This is a genomic window from Helicobacter pylori Shi112, from assembly GCF_000277405.1.
GTDB classification, from domain to species: Bacteria; Campylobacterota; Campylobacteria; order Campylobacterales; family Helicobacteraceae; genus Helicobacter; species Helicobacter pylori_C.
In genome coordinates, this window is record NC_017741.1 from 1,535,632 (window position 1) to 1,559,695 (window position 24,064).

General features: G+C 39.8%; 22 protein-coding genes. 14 read left to right on the top strand and 8 right to left on the bottom strand.

What is annotated here, in order from left to right; all coding sequences use genetic code 11:
• Both HPSH112_RS07440 and HPSH112_RS07445 read right to left on the bottom strand, forming a co-directional pair.
• Positions 1-1,344 carry a hemolysin family protein gene (locus tag HPSH112_RS07440; RefSeq protein WP_000533368.1) on the bottom strand — a complete coding sequence of 448 codons (1,344 nt, stop codon included), beginning with the start codon at positions 1,342-1,344 and terminating at the stop codon, positions 1-3.
• Positions 1,345-1,436: 92 nt separating this feature from the next.
• A complete protein-coding gene (locus HPSH112_RS07445; protein WP_000403723.1) occupies positions 1,437-3,038 on the bottom strand; it encodes an inorganic phosphate transporter in 1,602 nt (533 codons plus the stop codon).
• A 139-nt stretch (positions 3,039-3,177) separates the two neighbouring features.
• On the opposite strand from HPSH112_RS07445, the gene HPSH112_RS07450 reads away from it, so the two are divergent.
• The 8 genes from HPSH112_RS07450 to HPSH112_RS07485 all read left to right on the top strand — a co-directional run bounded on the left by HPSH112_RS07450 (position 3,178) and on the right by HPSH112_RS07485 (position 9,674).
• Positions 3,178-3,447 carry a NifU family protein gene (locus HPSH112_RS07450; protein ID WP_000569301.1) on the top strand — a complete coding sequence of 90 codons (270 nt, stop codon included), beginning with the start codon at positions 3,178-3,180 and terminating at the stop codon, positions 3,445-3,447.
• Positions 3,448-3,458: 11 nt separating this feature from the next.
• Complete coding sequence (locus HPSH112_RS07455) at positions 3,459-4,070, top strand: hypothetical protein (RefSeq protein WP_001168642.1); 612 nt, start codon at positions 3,459-3,461, stop codon at positions 4,068-4,070.
• A gap of 3 nt (positions 4,071-4,073) precedes the next feature.
• A complete protein-coding gene (locus tag HPSH112_RS07460) occupies positions 4,074-5,417 on the top strand; it encodes a UDP-N-acetylmuramoyl-L-alanyl-D-glutamate--2,6-diaminopimelate ligase (protein ID WP_000768807.1) in 1,344 nt (447 codons plus the stop codon).
• 3 nt (positions 5,418-5,420) lie between these two features.
• Complete coding sequence (gene tal / locus HPSH112_RS07465) at positions 5,421-6,371, top strand: transaldolase (RefSeq protein ID WP_001155051.1); 951 nt, start codon at positions 5,421-5,423, stop codon at positions 6,369-6,371.
• Positions 6,372-6,425: 54 nt separating this feature from the next.
• Positions 6,426-6,962, top strand: a complete 537-nt coding sequence (locus tag HPSH112_RS07470) for a 50S ribosomal protein L25/general stress protein Ctc (RefSeq protein ID WP_000889354.1) — start codon at positions 6,426-6,428, stop codon at positions 6,960-6,962.
• Between the two features lie 9 nt (positions 6,963-6,971).
• Positions 6,972-7,532, top strand: coding sequence for an aminoacyl-tRNA hydrolase (pth, locus tag HPSH112_RS07475; protein WP_000173943.1), 561 nt, complete (start codon positions 6,972-6,974; stop codon positions 7,530-7,532).
• A gap of 54 nt (positions 7,533-7,586) precedes the next feature.
• Complete coding sequence (locus tag HPSH112_RS07480) at positions 7,587-8,654, top strand: LptF/LptG family permease (RefSeq protein ID WP_001236123.1); 1,068 nt, start codon at positions 7,587-7,589, stop codon at positions 8,652-8,654.
• Between the two features lie 108 nt (positions 8,655-8,762).
• Positions 8,763-9,674, top strand: coding sequence for a phospholipase D-like domain-containing protein (locus HPSH112_RS07485; protein WP_195727943.1), 912 nt, complete (start codon positions 8,763-8,765; stop codon positions 9,672-9,674).
• Between the two features lie 296 nt (positions 9,675-9,970).
• Here HPSH112_RS07485 and HPSH112_RS07490 read toward each other — a convergent pair whose 3' ends face one another.
• Positions 9,971-11,134, bottom strand: a complete 1,164-nt coding sequence (locus HPSH112_RS07490; protein ID WP_195727944.1) for an outer membrane protein — start codon at positions 11,132-11,134, stop codon at positions 9,971-9,973.
• Between the two features lie 182 nt (positions 11,135-11,316).
• Here HPSH112_RS07490 and HPSH112_RS07495 point away from each other — a divergent pair, with 182 nt between their 5' ends.
• Complete coding sequence (locus HPSH112_RS07495; protein WP_000338889.1) at positions 11,317-11,754, top strand: CopD family copper resistance protein; 438 nt, start codon at positions 11,317-11,319, stop codon at positions 11,752-11,754.
• Here the strand turns inward: HPSH112_RS07495 and HPSH112_RS07500 are convergent.
• From HPSH112_RS07500 to gltS, 4 genes are read right to left on the bottom strand one after another with little or no spacing between them, the layout of a single operon-like run.
• A complete protein-coding gene (locus tag HPSH112_RS07500; RefSeq protein WP_000650270.1) occupies positions 11,751-14,117 on the bottom strand; it encodes a heavy metal translocating P-type ATPase in 2,367 nt (788 codons plus the stop codon). The two genes, HPSH112_RS07495 and HPSH112_RS07500, sit on opposite strands and share 4 nt — an antisense overlap.
• Before the next feature lie 25 nt (positions 14,118-14,142).
• Positions 14,143-14,859 (bottom strand): tRNA1(Val) (adenine(37)-N6)-methyltransferase, encoded by a 717-nt coding sequence (locus HPSH112_RS07505; RefSeq protein WP_000375282.1) that lies wholly within the window; start codon positions 14,857-14,859, stop codon positions 14,143-14,145.
• A complete protein-coding gene (locus HPSH112_RS07510; RefSeq protein ID WP_001241968.1) occupies positions 14,841-15,875 on the bottom strand; it encodes a dihydrofolate reductase family protein in 1,035 nt (344 codons plus the stop codon). Before HPSH112_RS07510 ends, HPSH112_RS07505 begins: the two co-directional genes overlap by 19 nt.
• Positions 15,872-17,098, bottom strand: a complete 1,227-nt coding sequence (gene gltS, locus HPSH112_RS07515) for a sodium/glutamate symporter (RefSeq protein WP_001155973.1) — start codon at positions 17,096-17,098, stop codon at positions 15,872-15,874. The genes HPSH112_RS07510 and gltS overlap by 4 nt, the downstream gene beginning before the upstream one ends.
• Positions 17,099-17,183: 85 nt before the next feature.
• On the opposite strand from gltS, the gene HPSH112_RS07520 reads away from it, so the two are divergent.
• Positions 17,184-18,383 carry a saccharopine dehydrogenase family protein gene (locus HPSH112_RS07520; protein WP_014662295.1) on the top strand — a complete coding sequence of 400 codons (1,200 nt, stop codon included), beginning with the start codon at positions 17,184-17,186 and terminating at the stop codon, positions 18,381-18,383.
• A gap of 9 nt (positions 18,384-18,392) precedes the next feature.
• Here the strand turns inward: HPSH112_RS07520 and ccoG are convergent, their stop codons facing one another.
• Positions 18,393-19,769, bottom strand: coding sequence for a cytochrome c oxidase accessory protein CcoG (gene ccoG / locus HPSH112_RS07525; protein WP_000894227.1), 1,377 nt, complete (start codon positions 19,767-19,769; stop codon positions 18,393-18,395).
• A 105-nt stretch (positions 19,770-19,874) separates the two neighbouring features.
• Here ccoG and plsY point away from each other — a divergent pair, with 105 nt between their 5' ends.
• The 4 genes from plsY (at position 19,875) to HPSH112_RS07545 (ending at position 23,989) form a co-directional block, all read left to right on the top strand.
• Entirely contained in the window at positions 19,875-20,537 is a 663-nt protein-coding gene (gene plsY / locus HPSH112_RS07530; RefSeq protein ID WP_014533860.1) for a glycerol-3-phosphate 1-O-acyltransferase PlsY, read from the top strand.
• Entirely contained in the window at positions 20,534-20,887 is a 354-nt protein-coding gene (locus HPSH112_RS07535) for a dihydroneopterin aldolase (RefSeq protein ID WP_000857003.1), read from the top strand. The genes plsY and HPSH112_RS07535 overlap by 4 nt, the downstream gene beginning before the upstream one ends.
• Complete coding sequence (locus HPSH112_RS07540) at positions 20,871-21,197, top strand: hypothetical protein (RefSeq protein WP_000848465.1); 327 nt, start codon at positions 20,871-20,873, stop codon at positions 21,195-21,197. The genes HPSH112_RS07535 and HPSH112_RS07540 overlap by 17 nt, the downstream gene beginning before the upstream one ends.
• 152 nt (positions 21,198-21,349) lie before the next feature.
• The gene (locus HPSH112_RS07545) at positions 21,350-23,989 is read left to right on the top strand and encodes a TonB-dependent receptor (protein ID WP_000489506.1); all 2,640 of its coding nucleotides are present in this window, start codon (positions 21,350-21,352) and stop codon (positions 23,987-23,989) included.
• Positions 23,990-24,064: the final 75 nt, after the last annotated feature.

The following is a 24,064-nucleotide window of genomic DNA, read 5'->3' on the forward strand; positions in this document are numbered from 1 at the left end:
TTAATTTTCTCCCTGATCTTTTTTGCTCGCTTTTAAGCGTTTTATCCTAGCCCCATCCACGCTTAAGACTTCAAAGGCATACCCATGCGAAATGATTATATCCCCCTCCATAGGCATGCGTTCTAACAAGCTAAAAACATAGCCCCCAAGCGTTACCTGCTCGCATTCTTTATCAAATTCAATGTGAAGCACTTCTTCTACGCTCTCTAAATCCAGCATGCCCTCTAATTCAAACACACCCTCTTCAAGCTTGTTCACGCCCTCTTGCTTCAAATCATGTTCGTCGCTAATCTCACCCATGATCTCTTCAATAATGTCTTCCATAGTGAGCAACCCGGCCGTGCCGCCGTATTCATCAATCACCAAAGCGGTATGGATCTGCTCTTTTTTCATTTTAATAAGGATTTGAGAAATGGAAGCGCTTTCGGGGACGATGATCATTTTCCTAACGATTTGCTTGAAATCATGCATTTTAGGGGTAAAAATAGAGCGAGAAAGCAAGTCCTTAATATGCACCATGCCGATAATGTTATCCTTAGAACCCTTACAATAGGGGTAGCGCGTGAAGCGGCTTTTTAAAACAATGTCTATATTTTCTTCATAGCTGTTTTCTTCGTCCAAACACACCATGTCTTTTCGTGGGGTCATGATTTCTTTAGCGCTCGTGTCAGAAAAATCCACTGCGTTTTTAATGATTTCGCCCTCCACTGAATCAATAATACCCTCTCTCAAACTCTCGCCCACAATGATCTTTAACTCTTCTTCAGAATGCGTGCCGTCATGCTCTTTAGGATTGATGCCCACTTTTTTTAAAAAGAAATGAGCGATCACATCAAATAGGCGCACCACCGGATAAAACACGACCCAAAACACATGCAAGGGGCGCGCGGCAAAAAGAGCGGCTTTTTCAGATTTAGCGATCGCTAAAGATTTAGGCACAATCTCGCCCAGCACGACATGCAAAAAAGTGATGCTTAAAAACGCTATAACCACGCTCATTGAATGGATGAAAATAGGATTTTCTCTCAAATCCATAGACTCAAACAGCGCGGCTAACAATTTTGCGATAGCGGGCTCACCCACCCAGCCTAAAGCTAATGAAGAAAGGGTGATGCCTAACTGCGTTGCGCTCAAATAAGTGTCTAGTCTTTGACTCATCTTTAAAGCGAGTTTAGCGTTGGAATTACCGATTCTAACCAGCTCTTCTAAGCGGGTTTTACGCACTTTCACAAGGGCAAACTCTGAAAGCACAAAAAAAGCGTTCAACAGCACCAATAAAAAAGCAACCATCAACATCAGAATTGATTCAGACGGATCCAAATAAGCTCCTTGATTCCTCCCCATGACTTTAAACCTAAATATAAAATAAATATAAAATCCTAGAATTTTAACATAAAAGATTAAGCCTAACTTTAAAAATCAAGCCCTTAAAAACCCTAGAAATACTTTTCTATAAAACCAAGAGCCACAAAAAGAATCGCCCCCAAAAGCGCAGAAACCGGCACGGTTACAAGCCAAGCGGTAACAATCTTTTTTAAAATGGAGCGTTTGATCACTTCTTCTTTATACACTTTTTTAAGCGACTTTTTTTCTTTCTTTTTCAATTCCAAAGCGATGGCGGTGTTCTTGCTTTTTTTCAAGCTCTCTAGCATGAGCGATTTTTCTTTCAAGTTGGCTTTATCAAAGCGCTCTAAAAAGCCTTCAATTTCTTCTAAATCTTCCCCAAAGTGCGCCGCTACAATGTTGTCTCTGATCCTAGCAAAACGCCTTCTTGATTGCTCTCTTAAGCGCTCCCTTAAAAAGCCCACCCCAAACACCGCGCCCACCACAATATGCGTAGAGCTCACGGGCAAGCCTAATTGAGAGGCTAAAAGCACGGTGATAACCGCAGAAAGCGCGATGCAAAAAGCTTGCATTTTGTCTAATTCTGTGATTTCAGACCCCACCGTTTTAATGAGCTTTGGCCCATACAAACTCAAGCCTAAAGCAATCCCAGCTGCCCCCACTACCATAATCCACAACGGCACAGAGCTTAAAGTATTCCCCATAGGGCTATTTGCATCTTCTAAAGTTTGACTGATGGCCGCTAATGGGCCTATAGCGTTAGCCACATCATTAGCCCCATGCGCAAAGCTTAAAAGCGCAGCGGCAAAAATCAAAGGGATATTGAAAAGTTCATTAATGCTTTCATGGCTATTTTCTAATTGTGGGGCTTTCTTTAACACAAACCTTTTAAAAAGGATAAAGATTAAAAGCGCAAGGATACAGCCGCAAGCCAGTTGGATTTCAAAATTCAGCGCATAGAGGCGTTTTAAAACCTTAACAATCAAATACCAGCTAAATGTTAAGCTCATCAACGCTACCAAGTAAGGCACGACCTTTAAAGCCGCGCTCTTTTTATCTTCTTTATAAGCGATAGTCTTTTTAATGAGCATTAAAAAAAACATGGCTATCAAAGCCCCCATTAAAGGCGAAACCACCCAACTGGCCACAATACCTGATAAAAAATGCCAATTGACAGCAGACATTCCAGCTGCTGCCATTCCAGCCCCCATAATCCCCCCCACCACAGAGTGTGAAGTGGAAACGGGAGCGCCAATTAAAGTGGCTACATGCAACCACAATGCCCCACTCAAAAGGCTAGCCAACATGACATTGATGAAAACATGCGCATCATTAATGGATTCAGGCGAAACGATACGACCCTTAATCGTAGAAACCACTTCCCCCCCAGCAATGATCGCTCCAAGCATTTCACAAACCCCGGCAATCAAAATCGCCCCGCCCATGCTAATGGCTTTAGAGCCTACGGCAGGGCCGACATTATTGGACACATCATTTGCGCCAATATTCATCGCCATATACCCCCCAATCACAGCCGCAAAGATGAGCAACAATCCCTTAGAATTAGCCTGCCCAAAAATAAGAGCGAGCAAAGCAGTGCCAATGAGAAACAAAAGAGCGAGAGCGATCTTTAAAGTGTCTTTTTGGAGTTTTTTAGAAGCTTTTTCAAACTCCTTGATGTTTTTAATTTCCATATCGTCATAAAAACCTTATTCTAATAGTGGTTTTATTCTATCCAATTAGCCCTTGAGCCACTCTTAAAAAGCGTTGTTTGATAAAAATGGCTCATTATATGGTATCTTAAAGTAAAATTTTAAAAGAGAGTTTTAAAAAATGATAGAATTTAGCGATGAAGATTTACAAAAACCGGTGCGTATTGTGATAGAAAAAATCCGCCCTTACTTGCTCAAAGATGGCGGTAATATTGAAGTGTTAGGGGTGAAAAGCATGAAAATTTATGTGGCTTTAGAGGGAGCGTGTAAAACTTGCTCTAGCAGTAAAATCACTTTAAAAAATGTCATTGAAAGGCAGCTTAAAACGGATATTCACCCCAATTTAGAAGTGGTGTGCTTAGAAAACGCTAAGGAGTTTCACGAGCTTTAAGGATTATAGGCATGCAGAAGTTTGATTATGAATTTAAAAAGCGCGCGTTGGTTAAAGAGGGATTTTTAGCGTTCAAACAAGCCCATTACGCTGAAGCGTTACGCCTTTTTTCTGAAGTGTTGTTTTTGGATAAAGACAACCAAAAAGCCAAAATAGGGGCGTTATTGAGCGATATAGCTAAAGATTTCCCTAAAGAAGCCCATAGCTTTTATGAATTGTATCAAAGCCTGATCGCTATGCAAAAACGAAGTTTAAAAAACCAGGCTGAAGAGCAAATCATCAATTTGATCGCTTCTTTTGATGAGGGGCTAAACCAAATGGCTGAAAAGATTGATGCGCAAATTTCTCAAAAAAGCGAAGAATTGAATGGCATTTTGTATGCGGATTTCAAACGCTTGAGCTTGGAGCGCGGCTTTAAGGAAGCGTTTGAAGATTTGATGTTCAGCTCTAGGGTGATTTTTGACAATAAAGAGGATTTTTATGAATTTTTGAAAGAATTGAACCATCATGGCTATTATGAATTAGCGATAAATTACATTGAAAACATGCATGAAGATTCTTTTATTTACGATAATTTTTTGCGCTCTCTTTTAGAAGACGCTCTCAAATCCAATAAGGCTTAAAGAATGAAGCTTAAAAAAACCCTGACTTATCAAAACCACACCTATTCTTTTTTAAGCGATAACACGCATGAAGTTTTAGAAAACCCTAAAGAAATCCTTTTTGTCAAAACGCCTTTAAATGAAAAATACTCTCCTTTCATTGCAGAAAAAAACCTGGCTATTTTAGATTTTAACGAGCTTAAAAACTATTTTGACTTTAAAATGAAAATTGTAGGGATTACTGGCACTAATGGCAAAACGACCACAGCGAGCTTGATGTATTCCTTACTCTTAGATTTGAATAAAAAGACCGCTCTTTTAGGCACAAGAGGGTTTTTTATCAACGACAAACGAATCAAAGAAAAGGGCTTGACCACGCCCACTCTTTTAGAGCTTTATAGCGATTTAGAAGAAGCGATGCGTTTAAAATGCGAATACTTTATTATGGAAGTGAGCTCCCATGCGATTGTCCAAAAGCGCATTGCCGGGCTTGATTTTGCCCTTAAAATCCTCACTAATATCACAAGCGATCATTTAGATTTCCACGAAAGCATAGAAAATTACAAAGACGCTAAAAACAGCTTTTTTAAAGATGAGGGCTTGAAAGTGATCAACAGAGATGAAACAAACTCCCTTTTTAACCCCATTAACGCGCACACTTACGCGCTGGATAAAAAAGCGCATTTAAACATTCAAGCCTTTTCGCTCACCCCCTCCATTAGCGCATCTTTATGCTACCAACAAGATTTAAGAAATCCCAATCTCAAAGAAATCGCCCTCATCCATTCCCCCCTTTTAGGGCGTTACAACCTTTATAATATCTTAGCGGGCGTTTTAGGGGTCAAATTACTCACCCAATTAGCGCTAGAAGCGATTGCGCCGCTATTAGAAAACTTTTATGGGGTTAAGGGGCGTTTGGAAATTGTGCATTCTAAACCTTTAGTGATCGTGGATTTTGCCCACACCATAGACGGCATGCAACAAGTCTTTGAAAGCTTTAAAAACCAAAAAATCACCGCTCTTTTTGGAGCAGGGGGTGATAGGGACAAGACCAAGCGCCCTAAAATGGGAGAGGTAGCGAGTTATTACGCTCATAAAATTATCTTAACTTCAGACAATCCTAGAAGCGAAAACGAAGAAGACATTATTAAGGATATTTTAAAAGGTATCAGCGATTCTTCTAAAGTGGTTATAGAAAAAGACCGAAAAAAAGCCATTTTAAACGCTTTAGAAAATTTAAAAGACGATGAGGTGTTATTGATTTTAGGCAAGGGCGATGAAAGCACTCAAATCTTTAAAGACAAGACGATTTTTTTTAGCGACCAGGAAGTCGTTAAAAGCTATTACCAACATTTAAAACAAGGATAAAACATGCAAGAATTCAGTTTGTGGTGCGATTTTATTGAGAGGGATTTTTTAGAAAACGACTTTTTAAAGCTCATTAATAAGGGGGCTATTTGCGGGGCGACGAGTAACCCTAGTCTGTTTTGCGAAGCGATCACAAAAAGCGCGTTTTATAAAGATGAAATCGCTAAGCTCAAAGGCAAAAAAGCTAAAGAAATTTATGAAACCCTAGCGCTAAAGGATATTTTACAAGCTTCTAGCGCGTTGATGCCTTTATATGAAAAAGACCCTAACAATGGCTACATTAGCCTAGAAATTGACCCTTTTTTAGAAGATGATGCCCCTAAAAGCATTGATGAAGCCAAGCGCTTATTCAAAACATTAAACCGCCCTAATGTGATGATTAAAGTCCCGGCGAGTGAGAGCGGGCTTGAAGTAATTAGCGCTTTAACTAAAGCCTCTATCCCTGTTAATGCAACTTTAGTCTTTTCGCCTAAAATCGCTAGAAAAACCGCTCAAATCTTAGCCAAAGAAGCGCAAAAAAGAGCGGTCATTAGCGTGTTTGTTTCACGATTTGACAAAGAAATAGACCCTTTAGTGCCAAAAAATTTGCAAGCTAAAAGCGGGATTATCAACGCTACCGAGTGCTATTACCAAATTAATCAGCATGCTAATAAGCTAACAAGCGCTCTTTTTGCCTCCACAGGCGTTAAATCCAACGCCTTAGCTAAAGATTATTACATTAAAGCGCTGTGTTTTAAAAACTCTATCAATACAGCCCCCCTAGAGGCTTTAAACGCTTATTTGCTTGACCCAAACACCGAGTATCAAACCCCTTTAAAGATTACAGAAATTGAAGCGTTTAAAAAAGAACTAAAAGTGCACAACATTGATTTAGAAAACACCGCTCAAAAACTCCTTAAAGAAGGCTTGATAGCGTTCAAACAATCCTTTGAAAAGCTTTTAAGCAGTTTTTGATTTTTAAGGGTTTTTTGGATAGAATAAGCCCTTATTTTATTTTAAAGGATTGACATGTTAGAAGGCGTTATTAGAGAGAGTATTACTAAAGCTAACGCTAAAGCTTTAAAAAAAGATGGCTATCTAATCGCAAATGTTTATGGAAAGGGCGTTGAAAATGTGAATGGCGCGTTCAAATTAAACCCTTTCATTAAATACCTTAAGGAAAAAAAGCATTTGATTTTTCCGGTGAAATTAGGGGATAAGACTTTTGAAGTCGTGGTTCAAGAATACCAAAAAAACCCTGTTACTAACGAGCTTATCCATGTGGATTTACTCGCTGTTACTAAGGGCGTGAAGTCTAAGTTTAAAGTCCCTGTTAAACACCAAGGCACTCCAGTAGGCTTGAAAAATAAAGGGATTTTAATGCTCTCTAAAAAGCGTATCAGCGTGGAATGCGCTCCAGAGCATTTGCCCGATCACTATTTAGTGGATGTAACCCCTTTAGATGTGAATGAGTCTATTTTGGTGCGCGATTTAGAAAAACACGAGAATGTTAAGATTTTAGATCATGATTCTATCGCTGTGATCGGTGTGATTAAGGCGAAGTGATTTCAGGTTATGACGCTTTTAGTAGGTTTAGGCAACCCTACTTTGCGTTACGCTCACACCAGACACAACGCTGGTTTTGATATTTTAGATTCGCTTATTAGCGAATTGGATCTTTCTTTCACTTTTTCTTCCAAACACAATGCTTGTTTATGCGTTTATAAGGACTTTATCTTACTCAAGCCCCAAACTTACATGAATTTAAGCGGCGAGAGCGTTTTAAGCGCTAAAAATTTTTACAAAACTAAAGAGCTTTTAATTGTCCATGACGACTTGGATTTGGATTTAGGCGTTGTGAGGTTTAAAAATGGTGGGGGGAATGGAGGGCATAACGGCCTAAAATCCATTGATTTATTGTGTTCTAATTCTTATTATCGCTTGAGAGTGGGGATTTCTAAAGGAATGGGCGTGATTGAGCATGTGCTTTCAAAATTCCACAAAAACGAAGAGCCTTTAAAAAACGCTGCGTTTGAACATGCCAAAAACGCCTTAAAATTTTTTATAGAAAGCCATGATTTTAACGCCATGCAAAATCGTTTCACGCTTAAAAAACCTTTAAAAATAGAAAGTTAAATGCACTCTATCAAGAATTTCAAGTTTTTATCGTGGTTTGAATAAGGGCTTAAAGTGCGTCTGTTTAGATTTGTGGGGTGGTATTATTTCAAATACTTTTTAATCGTGCTTTTAGCTTTGGAATTGTTTTTTGTAGGTATTGACAGCCTAAAATACGCCGATAAAATGCCCGATTCTGCGAACATGATTATTTTATTTTTCACCTATGACATCCTGTTTGCTCTCAATTACACCTTGCCCATTTCCTTGCTTTTGGCGATGGTTTTATTTTATATCGCATTCATTAAATCCAACCAATACACCGCCCTGCTCTCCATTGGCTTTTCCAAATGCCAGATTTTAAGCCCTATTTTTTTGATTAGCTTGTTTTTTACGACCGTTTATGTGGGGTTGAACGCAACTCCTTTTGTGTATATGGAGGAAAAAACGCAAAATTTGATTTATAAAGACAATTCTTTGAGCGTCTCAGAGCATTTGTTAGTGAAGTATAACGATGATTATGTGTATTTTGATAAGATTAATCCCTTATTGCAAAAGGCCCAAAATATCAAGGTTTTTCGCCTAAAAGATAAAACTTTAGAATCTTACGCTGAAGCTAAAGAAGCTTTTTTTGAAGACAAGTATTGGATCTTGCATGACACTACTATTTATGAGATGCCCTTAAGTTTTGAGCTGGGTGCCAACGCTTTAAACACCACGCGTTTAAAAACCTTTAAAACGCTCAAAAATTTCCGCCCTAAAGTTTTAGACACCATTTATCAAAACAAGCCCGCGGTTTCTATCACAGACGCTCTTTCATCCTTGCATGCTTTAATGCGCCAAAACGCAGACACGAAAAAAGTGCGCTCGTTTTTGTATGTGTTTGCGATTTTGCCCTTTTTTGTGCCGTTTTTAAGCGTTTTAATCGCTTATTTTTCGCCCAGTCTCGCCCGCTATGAAAACCTGGCTCTTTTAGGGCTAAAGTTTATCATTATCACGCTCGTTGTTTGGGGGCTATTCTTTGCTTTAGGGAAGTTCAGCATTTCAGGGATACTCATTCCTGAAATAGGCGTGCTATCGCCCTTTTTTTTATTCTTAGCTCTTAGTCTTTGGTATTTTAAAAAGCTTAATAAGAGATTGTAGGATTTATAACCTATAATAAGCTCTCACTAGAGGGCTAAATTAAAAGACTTGCAACGCAACATTAACTTAAAGCTTGTAAAACAGCTTGAAAAATCATTAAGGTTTTTGGTGGGTTCTGTCCAAATTCTATCTAATCTCAATTATCCCAAAGTGATTAATGAAGGGCTAAGAAATTCTTTAAACACTCACATTGCAGTTGCTTTTTTAAAATACAGTGGGGTGGAAGTTATTCAAGACGCTTTGATCGATTCTTTAGAAAAGGGGGCAGAATTTGAGATTATTGTAGGGCTTGATTTTAAAACAACCGACTCAAAACCCATACGATTTTTGCTAGACTTAAACAAGACTTATAAAAAATTAAAATTTTATTGCTACGGCGACAAAGAAAACAACAAAACAGATATTGTCTTCCACCCTAAAATTTATATGTTTGACAATGGAAGAGAAAAAACTTCCATTATAGGTAGCACCAACTTGACTAGAGAGGGATTGGAGAGCAATTTTGAAGTCAATACCATTTTTACAGAAAAGAAACCCTTATATTACACGCAGTTAAATGCTATTTATAATTCTATAAAATACGCAGATAGCCTATTCACTCCTAATGAAGAGTATTTGCAAAGTTATGATGAAGTTTTTAGCGCCATTATTCAAAACGAACAAAAAGTCTCAAAAGATAAAAGCATTCAAGAAAAGATTAAAAAGATTGAAAAACAAGAAAAATTGCTTCCTGGAACTATCCCCTCTATCAAGGCAATGATAGTGGAATTTATTTTTGATTGTGAGGAAAAAGGCGTTAAACAAGTAGCATTGCAAGATATTTATCAAGCATTAGAAGAGCGAATAAAAAAAGAAGAGTGGGGAGAAAGATATAAAAGCGATACTTTTAGAAACACTATCAGGGGCGAACTCAACCACCATGCGCTAAAAGATAACCCTTTAAAAGATAGCTTGGGGCTTTTTGAGAGACCAGAAAAAGGTTTTTATGCACTAACACCGCGTTTGTATCAAGGACGCTAAAGGTATTTATTTTAGATATTACTCAGTCTAGCCTAATTAAACTCTTTGCGAGATTATCTCTATTAATCAAAATAAAGAATTGAAAGAAAAATTTGACTCCAATATATCTTTAGCGATGAAGAATTAGAACGCATTATAGAAATATCCCCACAGCAACATAAAGACTCATTGCACGGTAATGATAGATTTATCAAAAAAGTAGAAAATAGCGCAGAATGGCTACAGCTCAATGACAATTTGAAAGCTTAAAGCATCAAGCTTTCATACCTAAGCCTTGCCTAAAAACCCTACCAAACTTAAAAAGTATAAACATAGCGCAAATACATAGAATACTGACGGCGTAAGGTTTGGGTTAAGCTGAAATTGGTTTCTGCTCCGGTGATAGTGGTTGGTTTGCCGTCTTTTAGCGGACCTTGGCTTTGCTCTTTAATAGTGGTAGAGCCTTTGAAAAAGTAATTGGGGAGCGTGGGGATTTTGATACCAAACTCAATGCCATGGTGTTCAAAAATATTAGTCCTAATGCCCACATTCACTAAAAATTGGAAAATCGTGTGATTCACTTTAGCGTTTAATTTTCCTGTGGTATAGACGCTATTAGGGTTAATCCCTACATTACAACTCGCCGGCGTCGTGTCCCCGCATGTGATCGTGCCATCAGCGTTAGTCATGTAAGCGTCAGCGTCGGTATTGACGCCATAAACATACCCGTCCTTAAAATACCCCACACGATTATTAGTCCAAGTGTTACCCGCAAAATTCACGCCCACAAAAAACCCGGCCGTGGCTTTAGGCTTATCTATAATGTTAAAAAGCATGTCTGTGCCAAAACCATAAGTATACATGTCTGCTTTTTGATCGCTCAAATAAAAAGGCGATATAGCGTTAGCGGCCCTGGAGTTAGAGAAATTGGTATGCCCATAATCAAAAAAGCCATAATAGCGCAACCCAAACCACCTTTTTTTACCGATAAAATGCTTATAGCCTGTCATCACGCCTAGCCCATACATCGGCTGGTTACGGCCAGGAATGTTTTTATTGGTGCTAAGCATGGTGCGCGAAGTCCAATTGACCACGCAGTTAGCTTCAGTATAGCCTGGCGTTCCTGGCGTCCCTGAAGCTGGCTGACAGCCACCGGTCTGCCCGTCAGGAACTTTGCCATTATCATTAGCCGAAACATCGCCAAAAGGCACTTGAAACAACCCACCGTTTTTATAAGCGTTTGTCTTTTGATCAGCCCTACCCACTTCCAAGCTAATCCCCACAAACGCGCCATTCTTTTCATGGGCATTTAAAGGGTTTGTCAGCCATAACGAACTCAAAAGAGCGCCTAAAATTACCGAACCTTTTTTAGAAATATCTAAAGATTGAGCTATCAAAACAGATTCCTTACGATTAAAATTTTTACCAACCATTTTGCAATCTTGCATTCTATTTTTCTTCCTTGTCATAAAATTGAACATCACTCTCTAGGGTACTCCGCTTAAGTGTTACTTTTTTAATTATTTTATTATAGCTAATTGCAATCTTAAAAGTCAAACAAAAACCACCCCTAAAATTCCCATAATAGTGGGCTACTTGACAATAAAATCCTTTTATAGTAGATTAAAAACTCTTTAATTTTCCCATGAATAAAGGATTTCAAATGGATGCGATTTATCCTTATGTGTTGGTTGTTCATTTATTGTGCGCCATTATTTTTATTGGCTACTTGTTTTTTGATGGGGTAATTTTCCCTAATGTGAAGAAAATGTTTGGCGAAGAGTTTGCCAATAAGGCAAATACAGGAATCACTCAAAGAGCGGTTAAAATCATGCCCTTATGCGTTTTAGGACTTGTTTTAACGGGGGGCATGATGCTTAGCCAATACATGGGGGGCGATAAAGGCTGGTGTGAAACCCCTTTTCAAAAGATACTCATGCTTAAAGTGATCTTAGCGTTAAGCATTTTTCTTTTGGTGCTTTTTTCTTTATCGTGTAAGTTTTTGGGCAAGAAAAACCCCATTGGTAAATATATCCACCCTATCGCTCTAACTTTTGGTTTTTTAATTGCCATTTTAGCCAAAACGATGTGGTTTGTTTAAGAGCGTTTCAACCTCAAAGAATTTAAGACCACTAAGAGCGAACTACCACTCATGCTCAAACTCGCTATTAAAGGGTTAATATATCCTAGCATAGCGACCGGGATTAAAATAGCGTTATAAATCAAGCTCAAAACAATGTTTTGCAACACCACTTGATAGACTTTTTGAGCGTTATCAAACGCTTTTTTCAGCAAACTCAAATCCTCTTCTAAAAGCAAAATATCGCATGCACTCTTACTCAAAGCGCTTTTTTCAAACCCTAAAGAAACGCTCGCTTGTTTTAAAGCTAGCGCGTCATTATTGCCATCGCCTATCATCGCGCACACGCCCTTATAAGAACTGATGATTTGAGCCTTATCTTCAGGGGTCAAATTGGCATGATAATTAGAAATCCCTAATTTTTTCGCGCACTCCTTAACCGAGCTTTCATTATCCCCGCTTAAAATTTCTAATTCTAAGCCTTTATTTTGTAAAGCCTGAATAACTTCTTTAGCGTTATTTTTCAAACGCTCCTCTAAAATGAATAACGCGCATAAGGTCTTATTTTTCGCAAAGCCTACCATGATATTAGCGCTCTCTTTAGCCTTTATATTAACCCCCATAGCGTTTAAAAATTTCAAACTCCCCACTAGCAAAGTTTCATTATGGTAGCTCGCTTTCAGGCCATGAGCGAAAAACTCTATCTTTTCTAAACTAACCTCATCGCTATCTAGCGATTTAAGAATCGCGCTATGGGCTAAATGCTCTCTCACTTTTAAAAGGCTCTTTAAAAGCCTTTCGTCAAATTCTTCATAAATGATTTTTTCTTTTAAAAGGACTTCTTTTTGCGTGAGCGTGCCGGTTTTGTCTATAAAGATTTTTTTCACTTTAGCCAGAGTTTCTAAAAACAACGCTTCTTTAAACACGATCAAAGGGTTTTTAAACACCCCTATCACTAACGCAATGGGCGTAGCCAGAGCGAACGCGCAAGGGCAACTGATGACTAACACGCTAATGCACACCATTAAGGCTTTTTCAAAATTACCCCCCAAACCAAATTGCCATAATAAAAAACTTATAAAAGCTAAAAACAACACCGCTTTAGAAAAAATATCCGCAATTTTATTCGCGCTGCTCTCAATTAAGGGCTTTTCTAAAAAACTCTTTTTTAAAGTTTCTAACAAACTAGAAAGGCGTGAGTTTTGAAAATTAGCACTCACTTGATAGCTAAAAGGCGCACCCACATTCACATAACCCCCTAAAATTTGATCATTAACCCCCAATTCCAAAGGCTTAAACTCCCCACTGATCAAAGACGCATCCACGCTCGCATGATTTAAAAGCGCACCATCTAAAGCGATTTTAGCCCCGCTTGGCACCAAAACAACAGAGCCTATAGCGACATCTTTAGGGTGTTTTTCTATTTGCTTGCCATTTTCTACAACGATCACGCTATGGATTTCATGCGATTCTAGGGCCAGACATTTTTCATTCGCAAACAGCCTAGCTTTTAATTCCAAAAACTTAGAGCCAAAAACAAGCGTTAAAATCGTGCTGCTCGCTTCAAAATAAGTCTCTTGGGACACCAGCATGGCATAAATAGAATAAACAAACGCCGATAACGCTCCAAAAGACACGCTCAAATCCATGCCCAAAACGCCATTTTTTAGCCCATAAAACGCCCCCTTAATGAAAAAACGCCCCACAACCACTAGCACCAACAAGCTTAAAAAGAGCGACACGAGATCCAAATTCCTTTGCATGAGCTTATCCATGCCAATGCCATAACTCGCACCGCCATAACTCGCGCTACCATAACTTGCGTATTTGGCAATTACAATAAACATCAAATTCATGGTGGCAAAAAACCCCACGCTTAAAGTGAGCAAATAGGAGCGTTGCTCTTTTTGGGCTTTTAGAGCGTAATTTTTTGCGTTATAAATTTTAGCCCCATAGCCCAAACTCTCAATTTTTTGAACGATCTCTTTAGGGCTTAAAGACTTGTCAAACACGATTTGCAAATGGTGGGTGGTGAAATTCACGCTCACTTTTTTAACCCCCTTTAAACGCTCTAAAACCTTTTGATTGAGCCACAAGCAAGCGTTACAATGCGTTTTTTCTAACAAAAGATTAAGGATAAAATCGCCCTTATTGTTTTCTTCAAGGGTCTGTTCTAATTCTAAAGCGCTCATTGAATCTTGGGGCGTTACGGGGGCTAAAGTGGAATCGTTTAATTTGTCATAAAAGCTCTCTAAATTCAAATCTGACAATAACGCATACACCCTAGCGCACCCCGTGCAACAAAAATACAATTCTTTATGATTGATCACCTCTTTAAAAAGCTCACTTTCTTTAAACTCCAACTGGCAATGCGAACATTTCATGTTTTAATCCTTAATTGATGAGGCGCTAATTTAGAAGCGCTTTGATAGAATAAGTGTTACAAATTTGATAGATACTTAGAACTTCTTTGGTGTTGTCGCTTTGGTTTTTGGAATGATGCGTGATTAAAGGGGGTAAAACTTTTAGAGTGCTTTTGGAATTATTCCTAGCCGCTCCAAGCATCAAATGGGCGTTTTTGTCTTTAAAACTTTGGACAAACCTTAAAGTTTCTAGCGTGAGTTTAGCGCTTTTTAAACTCTCTATGACCAAGCAAAGCGACAAGGCTTCATAACAAAAAATAAAATACCCTTTAGGTTTTAGGCATTTTTTCACTTTAGCCGCTAAAGAAGCGAAATCTAATTCGCTCTGGTGTCTCGCATGCCCTTTAATTTTAGATTTGATAGAGCCTAAGGCATAAAAAGGAGGGTTGCACACAATCACATCATACAAAATCGGGGGTTTGAAATCTAAAAAATCGCTTTCAAACACTTGGGCGTTGGGGAATTTAAGGGCGTTTTTTTGGGAGCAAAACGCCATTTTGCCATCCTTTTCCACTAAATGAACGCTCGCTAGCGGGTTATCTCTAGCGCAGAGTAAGCCTAAAACCCCACACCCTGAGCCTATGTCTAAAATCGCGCCGCTATTTTTGATAAAAGGGCGTGAAAAATCGTATAAAAAAAGCGAATCGCTATTGTAAGAATAAGCGTTTAAAGGCTGGTATAATCTTAAGAGTTTTCTATCCATAAAAGGGCTTCATTTTCTAAGATTTGCGCATGCAACAACCGCCCTTTAAAAGGGGTTTTTAGAGCGAATGCGCTAAACGCTTCGTTAATCATAGACGCATGCGAATGCAAAAGCAATGCATCTATTTTATCCCTCAAGCTCTCAAACAATTCCCACCCCCCTTCAATGAAATTAAACCCCTTCTCTAGGGGCAAATCTTTAGGGTCATAGAAAGCATTAACCAAACGATTAGGTGCAGAAAAAACCTTTGAATTGGGGTCAATTGAATGCTTGGATAAAATAGCGATATTGGGGTTTTTATTTTGATAAAAGCTATCGCAAAAGCGAGCGTCTAATAAGGGGTTATCCGTTCTTATGGTTTTCCCAGAAACAATAAGCGTGTCGCATATTGCTCGCTGGTTGTGCGTGAAAATAACGCTTTTTTGCCCGGTGATTTTGCCATGACAATAATCCCCATTCATCCTTAAAGCGAGTTTGAACAAATTAAAACGCCCCTTTTGTTCCATTATCCTAAAAGGCAGGAGCAAGTCTTTAGCCTTGTTTTCCAAACTCTCACAAACCACCCCTTCAATACGAGCCTTTTGCAGCCTTGCTAAACCCCCTTTTTTCGCTTCGTTTTCTTCTGTGGCAATGACCACTCTTTTAGGCTTTAAAATTTCTAACAACCCACTGCACGCCGGGGTTTTACCATAAGAATTACATGGCTCTAGGGTGATTAAAAAAACGCAGTCTTTAAAAGCGTTGTCGTGGTGGGTTTTTAAAAAATCGCTTAAAGTTTTAGGGTCTTCTAATTTTTCTAAATCGTTTTTCAAACCGGGGCGTAAAATCTTTAACGCTGATTGGGCGGCTAAGACTTCTGCATGTGGGGTTTTGGCTTTTTTGTGGGTTTCTAAACTCAAGATTTCATGGTTTTTATCTAGCACCATGCAAGCCACGCTTGGGTTTTCTAGGGCTAGGGTTTGATGCTCCCATGCCTTATTCAAGCAAATTTCTAATAAACTCTCATAAAGTCTCATGATGGGAAAAAAGGCAAGAGCAAAAAGCCTTTAATCGCTAAAGCGTTAATAATATCAACAAAAAACGCTCCCACTAAAGGCACGACGATAAACGCTACATGCGATGGCCCGTAGTGGTTGGTGATGGTTTGCATATTCACCATAGCCGTTGGGGTCGCTCCAAGCCCAAAACCGCAATGCCCCGCGCACAACACCGCCGCGTCATAATCCTTCCCACATACCCTAAAGGTTACAAGCACCACATAAAGGATCATAACCGCCACTTGAACGCTCAAAATAACCGCTAACGGCACAGCGAGTTTTAGCAATTGCAATAAATTCACGCTCATTAAAGCGTAGGCTAAAAACAGACTCAAACTCACATTCCCTATGACTGAAACCTCTCTGTCAAACACGCTATGGATTTTAAAAAACGACAAGGTGTTTCTTAAAATAACCCCTACAAACAAGCACCACACAAAAGTCGGCAAGGTGAAGCTTTTAGGCATCAAATGCGATAAAAAAGTCCCCACCAATAAAGCGATCGCAATTAAAGCTAAAGTTTCTACAAAACTGGATGCGGTGATTAGGCGCTGCTCTTTAGGGGTTTCAAAGCCTTTAGACATCACGCCCTCTAAAGTATCTTTTTCTTTAGTGTCTTTAGGTTCTAGTTTGTATTTTGAGATCAAATATTTAGCGACAGGCCCTCCAATAATCCCCCCACTCACCAAGCCAAAAGTCGCGCACGCCATGCCCACTTCTAAGCTGGAGCTAAAATTATAAGGTGGTTGGGTGAAAAAATTAGCCCATGCCGCGCTAGTGCCATGCCCTCCCACTAAAGCGATAGACCCCCCTAAAAGCCCCATTAAAGGATTGACCCCTAAAAGGCTAGCGATAGAAATCCCCACTGCATTTTGACACACCACAAACCCCGCCACAGCCAGCAAAAAAACCGCAAGCATTTTCCCGCCTTTTTGTAAAGATTTGAAATCCGCGCTCAAACCAATGGTGATAAAAAAAGTCAGCATTAAAGGATCTTTTAAAGAAGAATCAAATTGCAAGCCAAAATTGTAAAACTGACGCGCTAACATGATAGCAAAAGCGACTAAAACCCCGCCCACAACGGGCTCTGGAATATCATAATCGCGCAAAAACTTGACTTTAGAAATCACATAACGCCCCAAAAGCAGCACTAAAACCATGCACACCAAAGTGGCATAAATATCCAACTTAATTTCTTGCAAGCTTGCATCCTTATTAATCAAATTTATCTTATTATAATATAATACCCCCCTAAAAGAACGAGATTAGTTAGAAAGTAGGTGTTCCTTGCATACAGTATTACAAATTGGAGCTGGTGGCGTAGGCAGTGTGGTAGTGCACAAAATGGGCATGAACAGAGATGTGTTTAAAAATATCATTTTAGCGAGCAGAAGCTTGGACAAATGCTATGCGATTAAAGAAAGCATGCTCAAAAAGGGTTTGGGGGAAATCAGCGTTGAGCAAGTGGATGCAGATGATACGCAAGCCTTAGTCGCTTTAATCAAAAAATACAAGCCTAAAGTCGTTATTAATGTGGCTTTACCCTATCAGGATTTAACGATCATGCAAGCATGTTTAGAAACTAAAACGCATTACATTGACACCGCCAATTACGAACACCCGGATTTAGCGAAATTTGAATACAAAGAGCAATGGGCGTTTGATAGGGCCTATAAAGAAGCAAGGATTTTAGGGATTTTAGGGGCTGGGTTTGATCCGGGCGTGACTAACGCTTATGTCGCTCACGCTCAAAAACACCATTTTGACACTATCCACACTTTAGATATTTTAGATTGCAACGCTGGGGATCACAAACGCCCTTTTGCGACGAATTTTAACCCTGAAATCAATTTGAGGGAAGTCAGCTCTAAAGGGCGTTATTATGAAAATGGCAAATGGATTGAAACAAAGCCTTTAGAAATCAAGCAAGTGTGGGCTTACCCGCAGATTGGCGAAATGGATTCGTATCTTTTATACCATGAAGAATTGGAATCGTTAGTCAAAAACATTAAAGGCTTGAGGAGGGCGAGGTTTTTTATGACTTTCTCTCAAAATTATTTAACCCACATGAAATGCTTAGAAAATGTCGGCATGCTAGGCATTAAAGAAATAGAGCATCAAGGCGTAAAAATCGTGCCGATACAATTTTTAAAAACCCTGCTTCCCGATCCAGCAACTCTAGCCAAAGACACCACCGGCAAAACCAATATTGGGTGCTATATGACCGGCATTAAAAACAACCAAGACAAAACGCTCTACATTTACAATGTGTGCGATCACAAGAAATGCTATGAAGAAGTGGGTTCGCAAGCCATAAGCTACACCACCGGCGTGCCAGCGATGTGCGCGGCTAAAATGATTTGCAATGACACTTGGAGCGCGGATCATTTTAGGGCTGGGGTGTTTAACATAGAAGAATTAAACACCGATCCCTTTATGGAAGAATTGGTTAGGCAAGGCTTGCCTTATGAAGTGATTGAGCGCTAGTTTTAGGCTTCAATCCTCACTTGGCGCAATAAACACCGATTCCCTTTCTATCGTAATATCCTTATCATCCGCGCTATAAGCTTGTATTGTAATGGGGATGAGAGCGTCTTTAGCGTTCTTGTATTCTGTGGCGTTATTTTTTAGGGGTTTTCTTAAAATCACTACCGCTTTAATCTTTTGCCCGGCTTTAATGGCGATAGGGTTTAAAGGCTTTTTGATTTGAATGCCTTTTTGCCCTAAAATTTTGAAATAAAACTCATGGTCTTTATTGTCCGTGTTGTGGAATAAAAACACATAATCGTTATCCACATACCCCCTAGAGCGCAATTCATACAGATCGCTGTTGCGGTTAATGTCTAAGAGCATGCGTTCTTTTTTAAACGAAGTGATGGCTAAAAGAGCGATCACAATAGCGATAACCCCCAAATAAGCGATCGTTTTTAAACGCACCAGGCGCACTTTTTGGCGCGTATTAATGGCGTTAGTTGAAGACCATTGGATGAGTGAAGGGCGGTTGAATTTGGCCATGGTAATTGTGCATGCATCCACGCATTCTAAGCAATTGATGCATTCTAATTGCAAGCCCTTCCTGATGTCAATGTGCGTGGGGCAAACCTGCACGCAATGCAAACAATTCACGCATTCGTTTTCTGGGTTGCGTTTTTTGGGGGGTAAGGGGAAGAGATGACCCTGATTGTTATAAAGCGCTCCGCCGCGCTTTTCATCATAAATGGGGTTTAAGGTGTCATTGTCATACAACACCGATTGCACCCTAGCATAAGGGCATAAATAAATGCAAAAACGCTCCGCAACCACCACTATATCAAACAGCACCACAGCCGTGCTAAAAAGCCAAAAACCCATAGCAATAGGGTGATCGCTAGGGTTTTTAAGATACATAAAAAAATCTTCAGGGGCGATGAAATAAAAGAAAAATAACATCATTAGCCCCGCCACAACAGGAGCGAACAACAAAACGCTCAATACTTTACGCGCCTTATAGCTTGGGGTGTTTTTAGGGCTTTCTTGCTTGTTGCTGATCTTTTTATGGAGTTTGAAAATCTTAGTTTCAATCACATCTCTATAAAGCACCCTTAAAAAGGTTTGCGGGCAAGCCCACCCGCACCACACACGCCCAAGGCTAGTGGTGATGAAAAAAATCCCTATAAAAAGCAAAATAACCATAAAAGGCATGACTTGCAATTCTTCAGCGCTAAAGATCTTGCCTAAAAAATGCAACTGCTTATGCTCAAAGGAGATCAAAAACAAATGCGCCCCATTAATGCGAATGAAGGGCGTGATTAATAGCGCTAAAGAAATCAATAAAAACCCAATATAGCGCTTCAAGCGAAACGATTTTAAAAAATGGCTAGAAGATTCAAGCATTCTCAATATCCTAAAATTTTTAACCCACTATACCCTAACAACTTAACGCTTTCACTTAAAAAGCAACATGTTATAATGATCGCTATTTTATTTGAAAGGGTACTTATGGAAAGCGTTTTAAATTTCCTAACCAATATCAATGTGATTTTCACCCTTTTGGGCTATCTTATTGGGGGGATTCCTTTTGGCTATGCGTTAATGAAAATCTTTTACGGCATGGATATTACTAAAATCGGATCGGGGGGCATTGGTGCAACGAATGTCTTGCGCGCTTTACAAAGTAAGGGCGTGAGTAACGCTAAACAAATGGCGCTATTAGTCTTAATCTTGGATCTTTTCAAAGGCATGTTTGCGGTGTTTTTGAGCAAATTGTTTGGGTTGGATTATAGTTTGCAATGGATGGTCGCTATCGCTAGCATTTTAGGGCATTGCTATTCGCCTTTTTTGAATTTCAATGGAGGTAAGGGCGTTTCTACGATCATGGGCTCTGTGGTGTTGCTCATTCCTATTGAAAGCCTGATTGGTTTAGTGGTGTGGTTTTTTGTGGGCAAGGTGCTTAAAATCTCTTCACTCGCTAGCATTCTAGGGGTAGGCACAGCGACTGTTCTTATCTTTTTTGTGCCTTATATGCATATCCCAGATAGCGTCAATATCCTTAAAGAAGTCGGCACGCAAACGCCTATGGTGCTTATTTTTATTTTTACCCTTATCAAGCATGCGGGCAATATTTTTAATTTATTAGCCGGCAAAGAAAAGAAAGTCCTATGAAAACCCAACAAGGCGTTCATATCCATAACCTTGTGTTTGAAACGATTTTGGGGATTTTAGAATTTGAACGCTTAAAACCCCAAAAAATAAGCGTGAATTTGGATCTTTTCTACACGCAATTACCCAATAAGGCTTATTTGGACTACATAAAAATCCAAGAGCTTATTCAAAAAATGATGCAAGAAAACCAATACTTACTCATTGAAGACGCCCTGAAAGATTTGAGCCATGCTTTAAAAACGCGCTATAGTGAAATCTCTGAGCTTCATTTAAGAATCAGCAAGTTAGAAATTTCTCCAAATTCTCAAGTGGGAGCGAGCGTGAAAATTCGCTATGAAAACGATCTTTAGCTTCTTTTTCCTTCTTATTGTTTTAAAAGCAAACCCCATAAACCCTTTATTAGAGCCGTTATATTTCCCAAGTTACGCGCAATTTTTAAATTTAAAACCTCATTTTGTCATTAAAAAAAAGCACGCTTATAGACCCTTCCAATGGGGGAATACCATTATTATTAAACGCCATGACTTAGAAGAGCGCCAAAGCAACCAGCCAAGCGATATTTTCCGCCAAAACGCTGAAATCAATGTGTCTTCTCAAACTTTTTTAAGGGGCATGAGCAGCGCTTCTTCACGAATAGTGATCGATTCAGTCGTTCAGTAAAATGCTAAAACTTTTTTAATCATATTTTTCTTGGTATTTTCTTAATCCTAAAACAAATTTAAGGTATTATTAAATAGAATAATGTAATAATAACTTCAGGTTTAAAACTTGACTAAATTTTTAGAAAAAAGTGAATAGAAAGGCTAAAAGAAATGTTTAGAAATAAATTTCGTATCGTGTTTGTCTCTTGTATTGTCGCTAGCAGTTTGCAAGCTGAAGAAAAAACCCACACTTTGGGTAAGGTAACCACTAAGGGTGAAAAGACTTTTGAATACAACAATAAAATGTATATTGAAAGAAAAGAGCTCCAACAACGCCAAAGCAACCAAATCCGTGATATTTTTAGGACCAGAGCGGATGTGAATGTGGCCAGTGGAGGCTTGATGGCGCAAAAGATCTATGTTAGGGGGATTGAGAGCCGTGTCTTAAGGGTAACGATAGATGGCGTCGCCCAAAATGGTAACATTTTCCACCATGACGCTAACACCGTGATCGATCCTAATATGATTAAAGAAGTGGAAGTGATTAAGGGGGCAGCGAACGCTTCAGCAGGCCCTGGTGCGGTGGCGGGTAAATTGTCTTTCACCACGATTGACGCTAACGACTTCTTAAGAAAGAATCAAACTTATGGGGCTAAAGCGGAAGCGGCCTTTTATACCAACTTCGGATATCGCATGAACGCTACGGCGGCCTATCGTGGTAAAAATTGGGACATTCTCGCTTATTACAACCATCAAAATATTTTTTACTATAGAGATGGGAACAACGCTTTTAGGAATCTCTTCCACCCTAACTACGATTTACAAGATCCAAGCAATAGCGAAATGAGCGTAGGGACTCCGAGCGAAGTCAATAGCGTTTTAGCTAAAATCAATGGCTATATCAACGAAACCGATAGCATCAGCGTGAGCTACAACCTCACACGAGACAATTCTACAAGGCTTTTACGCCCTAACACCACTTCAGCGCTCTCTAAAGCTAACGACCCAGGAAGCCAGCCAGCCCCCTTTGTGATTGACTTTGGGAAAGAATTAGCCCATACGATCAACTTCAACCACAATTTGAGCCTGAAATACAAGCATGAAGGCGGCCCTAATTTTAACCAGCCGCACGTTGAATCCACCGCCTTTTTAGGGGTAAGGGGGGGGAATTACAACCCTGTGGTGAATCCCTTCGCTTACAATTCTAACGAGCCAGCCAACCCGGATTATATCCCTGAAGTTAAGGAGTGGTGTAATAACCCGGACAATATCAGCCAATGCACGCAAGGGGCTATCAGGCCTTCTAATGGAGGGTATCAAATAGGCTATGGCGCGCCTAACTCTATTAGTTGGCAAGGGGATAGCGATTCTAGTGGAGGGGCGCAAGCAGGGTATGGGCAGCTTAACGCTACTATGCTTTCTACAAGCGCGAATGTTTATCATGGGCTTGTCCCTAAAAATCCCGATTATGACATGACCCCCCCTAACGCTCAAAACCCTAGTGCAAACGATTGGACTTTAGGGAATGCGGACGCTGAGGGGACTTTAGCCAGAAGGATTTTTCTAATCAACTCGGGCGTTAATTTTAAAGTAACCCACCCCATTAGCGAAGATTATGGGAATGTGTTTGAATACGGCATGATTTATCAAAACCTGAGCGTTTTCTCTGGATTAGATAAAGGCAAAAACGGCTATTATAAAAACAATATTGATCCTAACGACCCTAATGGGCCGGGCTTGCCTTACCGCCATTACTACACTGATCAAAGCTCTCAATACCCTCAAAATCTAAACACGCCTAACCCGCTCTATCGTAACATGCCCCAAAATTCGCATGCGATCGGGAATATCATCGGTGGGTTCATGCAAGCAAACTACAATATTTTAAGCAATGTGATCGTGGGTGCGGGAACTCGTTATGATATTTACACCTTGCTAGACAAAAACGGCCGCACGCATGTAACTTCTGGTTTCTCGCCTTCTGCAACCGTGCTTTATAACCCCATTGAAAGCATTGGCTTGAAAGTGAGTTATGCGTATGTAACTAAGGGGGCTTTGCCTGGCGATGGCGTTTTGATGCGCGATCCTACGGTGATTTATCAAAGGAACTTGCGCCCTGCGATCGGTCAAAATGTGGAATTCAATGTGGATTACAACAGCAAGTATTTCAATGTGCGTGGGGCAGCGTTCTATCAAGTCATCAATAACTTCATCAACAGCTACGGGCAAGACACTTCTAAAAACGGAGGGGGTAATGCGACCGCAAAAAACATGTCAGGGAATTTACCCGAAACCATTAATATCTATGGTTACGAAGTTTCAGGGAATGTGAGGTATAAGAATTTCTTAGGGACTTTCTCAGTGGCTCGCTCTTGGCCAACGGCTAGAGGGCATTTATTAGCGGACACTTACGCTCTAGCTGCAACGACTGGGAATGTGTTTATCCTAAAAGCCGATTATGATATTCGCAGATGGGGGCTTACTTTAACTTGGCTCTCACGCTTTGTAACTAACATGTATTATGAGGGCTATTCTATCTATTACCCGCAATACGGCTTGATAAAAATCCATAAACCCGGGTATGGCGTGCATAATGTCTTTATCAATTGGACTCCTCCTTCTAAAAGGTGGCAGGGTTTGAGGATTTCAGCCGTGTTTAACAATATCTTAAACAAGCAATATGTGGATCAAACTTCTGTGTTTCAAGCGAGCGCGGACGCTCCAGCGAGCGATATGATCCCCAAAGGCAAGCGCATGGCGCTCCCTGCCCCTGGATTTAACGCGCGTTTTGAGGTATCCTATCAGTTCTAAAATTAAAGAAATCCTAGGATTTCTTTTTGAATTTTGAACATGGAAACAAGCATGAATAAGCCCTATAGAAACCGC

Bases quoted from the DNA above. Each gene is read 5' to 3' on its own strand.
- HPSH112_RS07440 (WP_000533368.1), bottom strand. From the start codon at position 1,344: ATGGGGAGGAATCAAGGAGCTTATTTGGATCCGTCTGAATCAATTCTG.
- HPSH112_RS07445 (WP_000403723.1), bottom strand. From the start codon at position 3,038: ATGGAAATTAAAAACATCAAGGAGTTTGAAAAAGCTTCTAAAAAACTC.
- HPSH112_RS07450 (WP_000569301.1), top strand. From the start codon at position 3,178: ATGATAGAATTTAGCGATGAAGATTTACAAAAACCGGTGCGTATTGTG.
- HPSH112_RS07455 (WP_001168642.1), top strand. From the start codon at position 3,459: ATGCAGAAGTTTGATTATGAATTTAAAAAGCGCGCGTTGGTTAAAGAG.
- HPSH112_RS07460 (WP_000768807.1), top strand. From the start codon at position 4,074: ATGAAGCTTAAAAAAACCCTGACTTATCAAAACCACACCTATTCTTTT.
- tal (WP_001155051.1), top strand. From the start codon at position 5,421: ATGCAAGAATTCAGTTTGTGGTGCGATTTTATTGAGAGGGATTTTTTA.
- HPSH112_RS07470 (WP_000889354.1), top strand. From the start codon at position 6,426: ATGTTAGAAGGCGTTATTAGAGAGAGTATTACTAAAGCTAACGCTAAA.
- pth (WP_000173943.1), top strand. From the start codon at position 6,972: ATGACGCTTTTAGTAGGTTTAGGCAACCCTACTTTGCGTTACGCTCAC.
- HPSH112_RS07490 (WP_195727944.1), bottom strand. From the start codon at position 11,134: ATGTTCAATTTTATGACAAGGAAGAAAAATAGAATGCAAGATTGCAAA.
- HPSH112_RS07495 (WP_000338889.1), top strand. From the start codon at position 11,317: ATGGATGCGATTTATCCTTATGTGTTGGTTGTTCATTTATTGTGCGCC.
- HPSH112_RS07500 (WP_000650270.1), bottom strand. From the start codon at position 14,117: ATGAAATGTTCGCATTGCCAGTTGGAGTTTAAAGAAAGTGAGCTTTTT.
- HPSH112_RS07505 (WP_000375282.1), bottom strand. From the start codon at position 14,859: ATGGATAGAAAACTCTTAAGATTATACCAGCCTTTAAACGCTTATTCT.
- HPSH112_RS07510 (WP_001241968.1), bottom strand. From the start codon at position 15,875: ATGAGACTTTATGAGAGTTTATTAGAAATTTGCTTGAATAAGGCATGG.
- ccoG (WP_000894227.1), bottom strand. From the start codon at position 19,769: ATGCTTGAATCTTCTAGCCATTTTTTAAAATCGTTTCGCTTGAAGCGC.
- plsY (WP_014533860.1), top strand. From the start codon at position 19,875: ATGGAAAGCGTTTTAAATTTCCTAACCAATATCAATGTGATTTTCACC.
- HPSH112_RS07535 (WP_000857003.1), top strand. From the start codon at position 20,534: ATGAAAACCCAACAAGGCGTTCATATCCATAACCTTGTGTTTGAAACG.
- HPSH112_RS07540 (WP_000848465.1), top strand. From the start codon at position 20,871: ATGAAAACGATCTTTAGCTTCTTTTTCCTTCTTATTGTTTTAAAAGCA.
- HPSH112_RS07545 (WP_000489506.1), top strand. From the start codon at position 21,350: ATGTTTAGAAATAAATTTCGTATCGTGTTTGTCTCTTGTATTGTCGCT.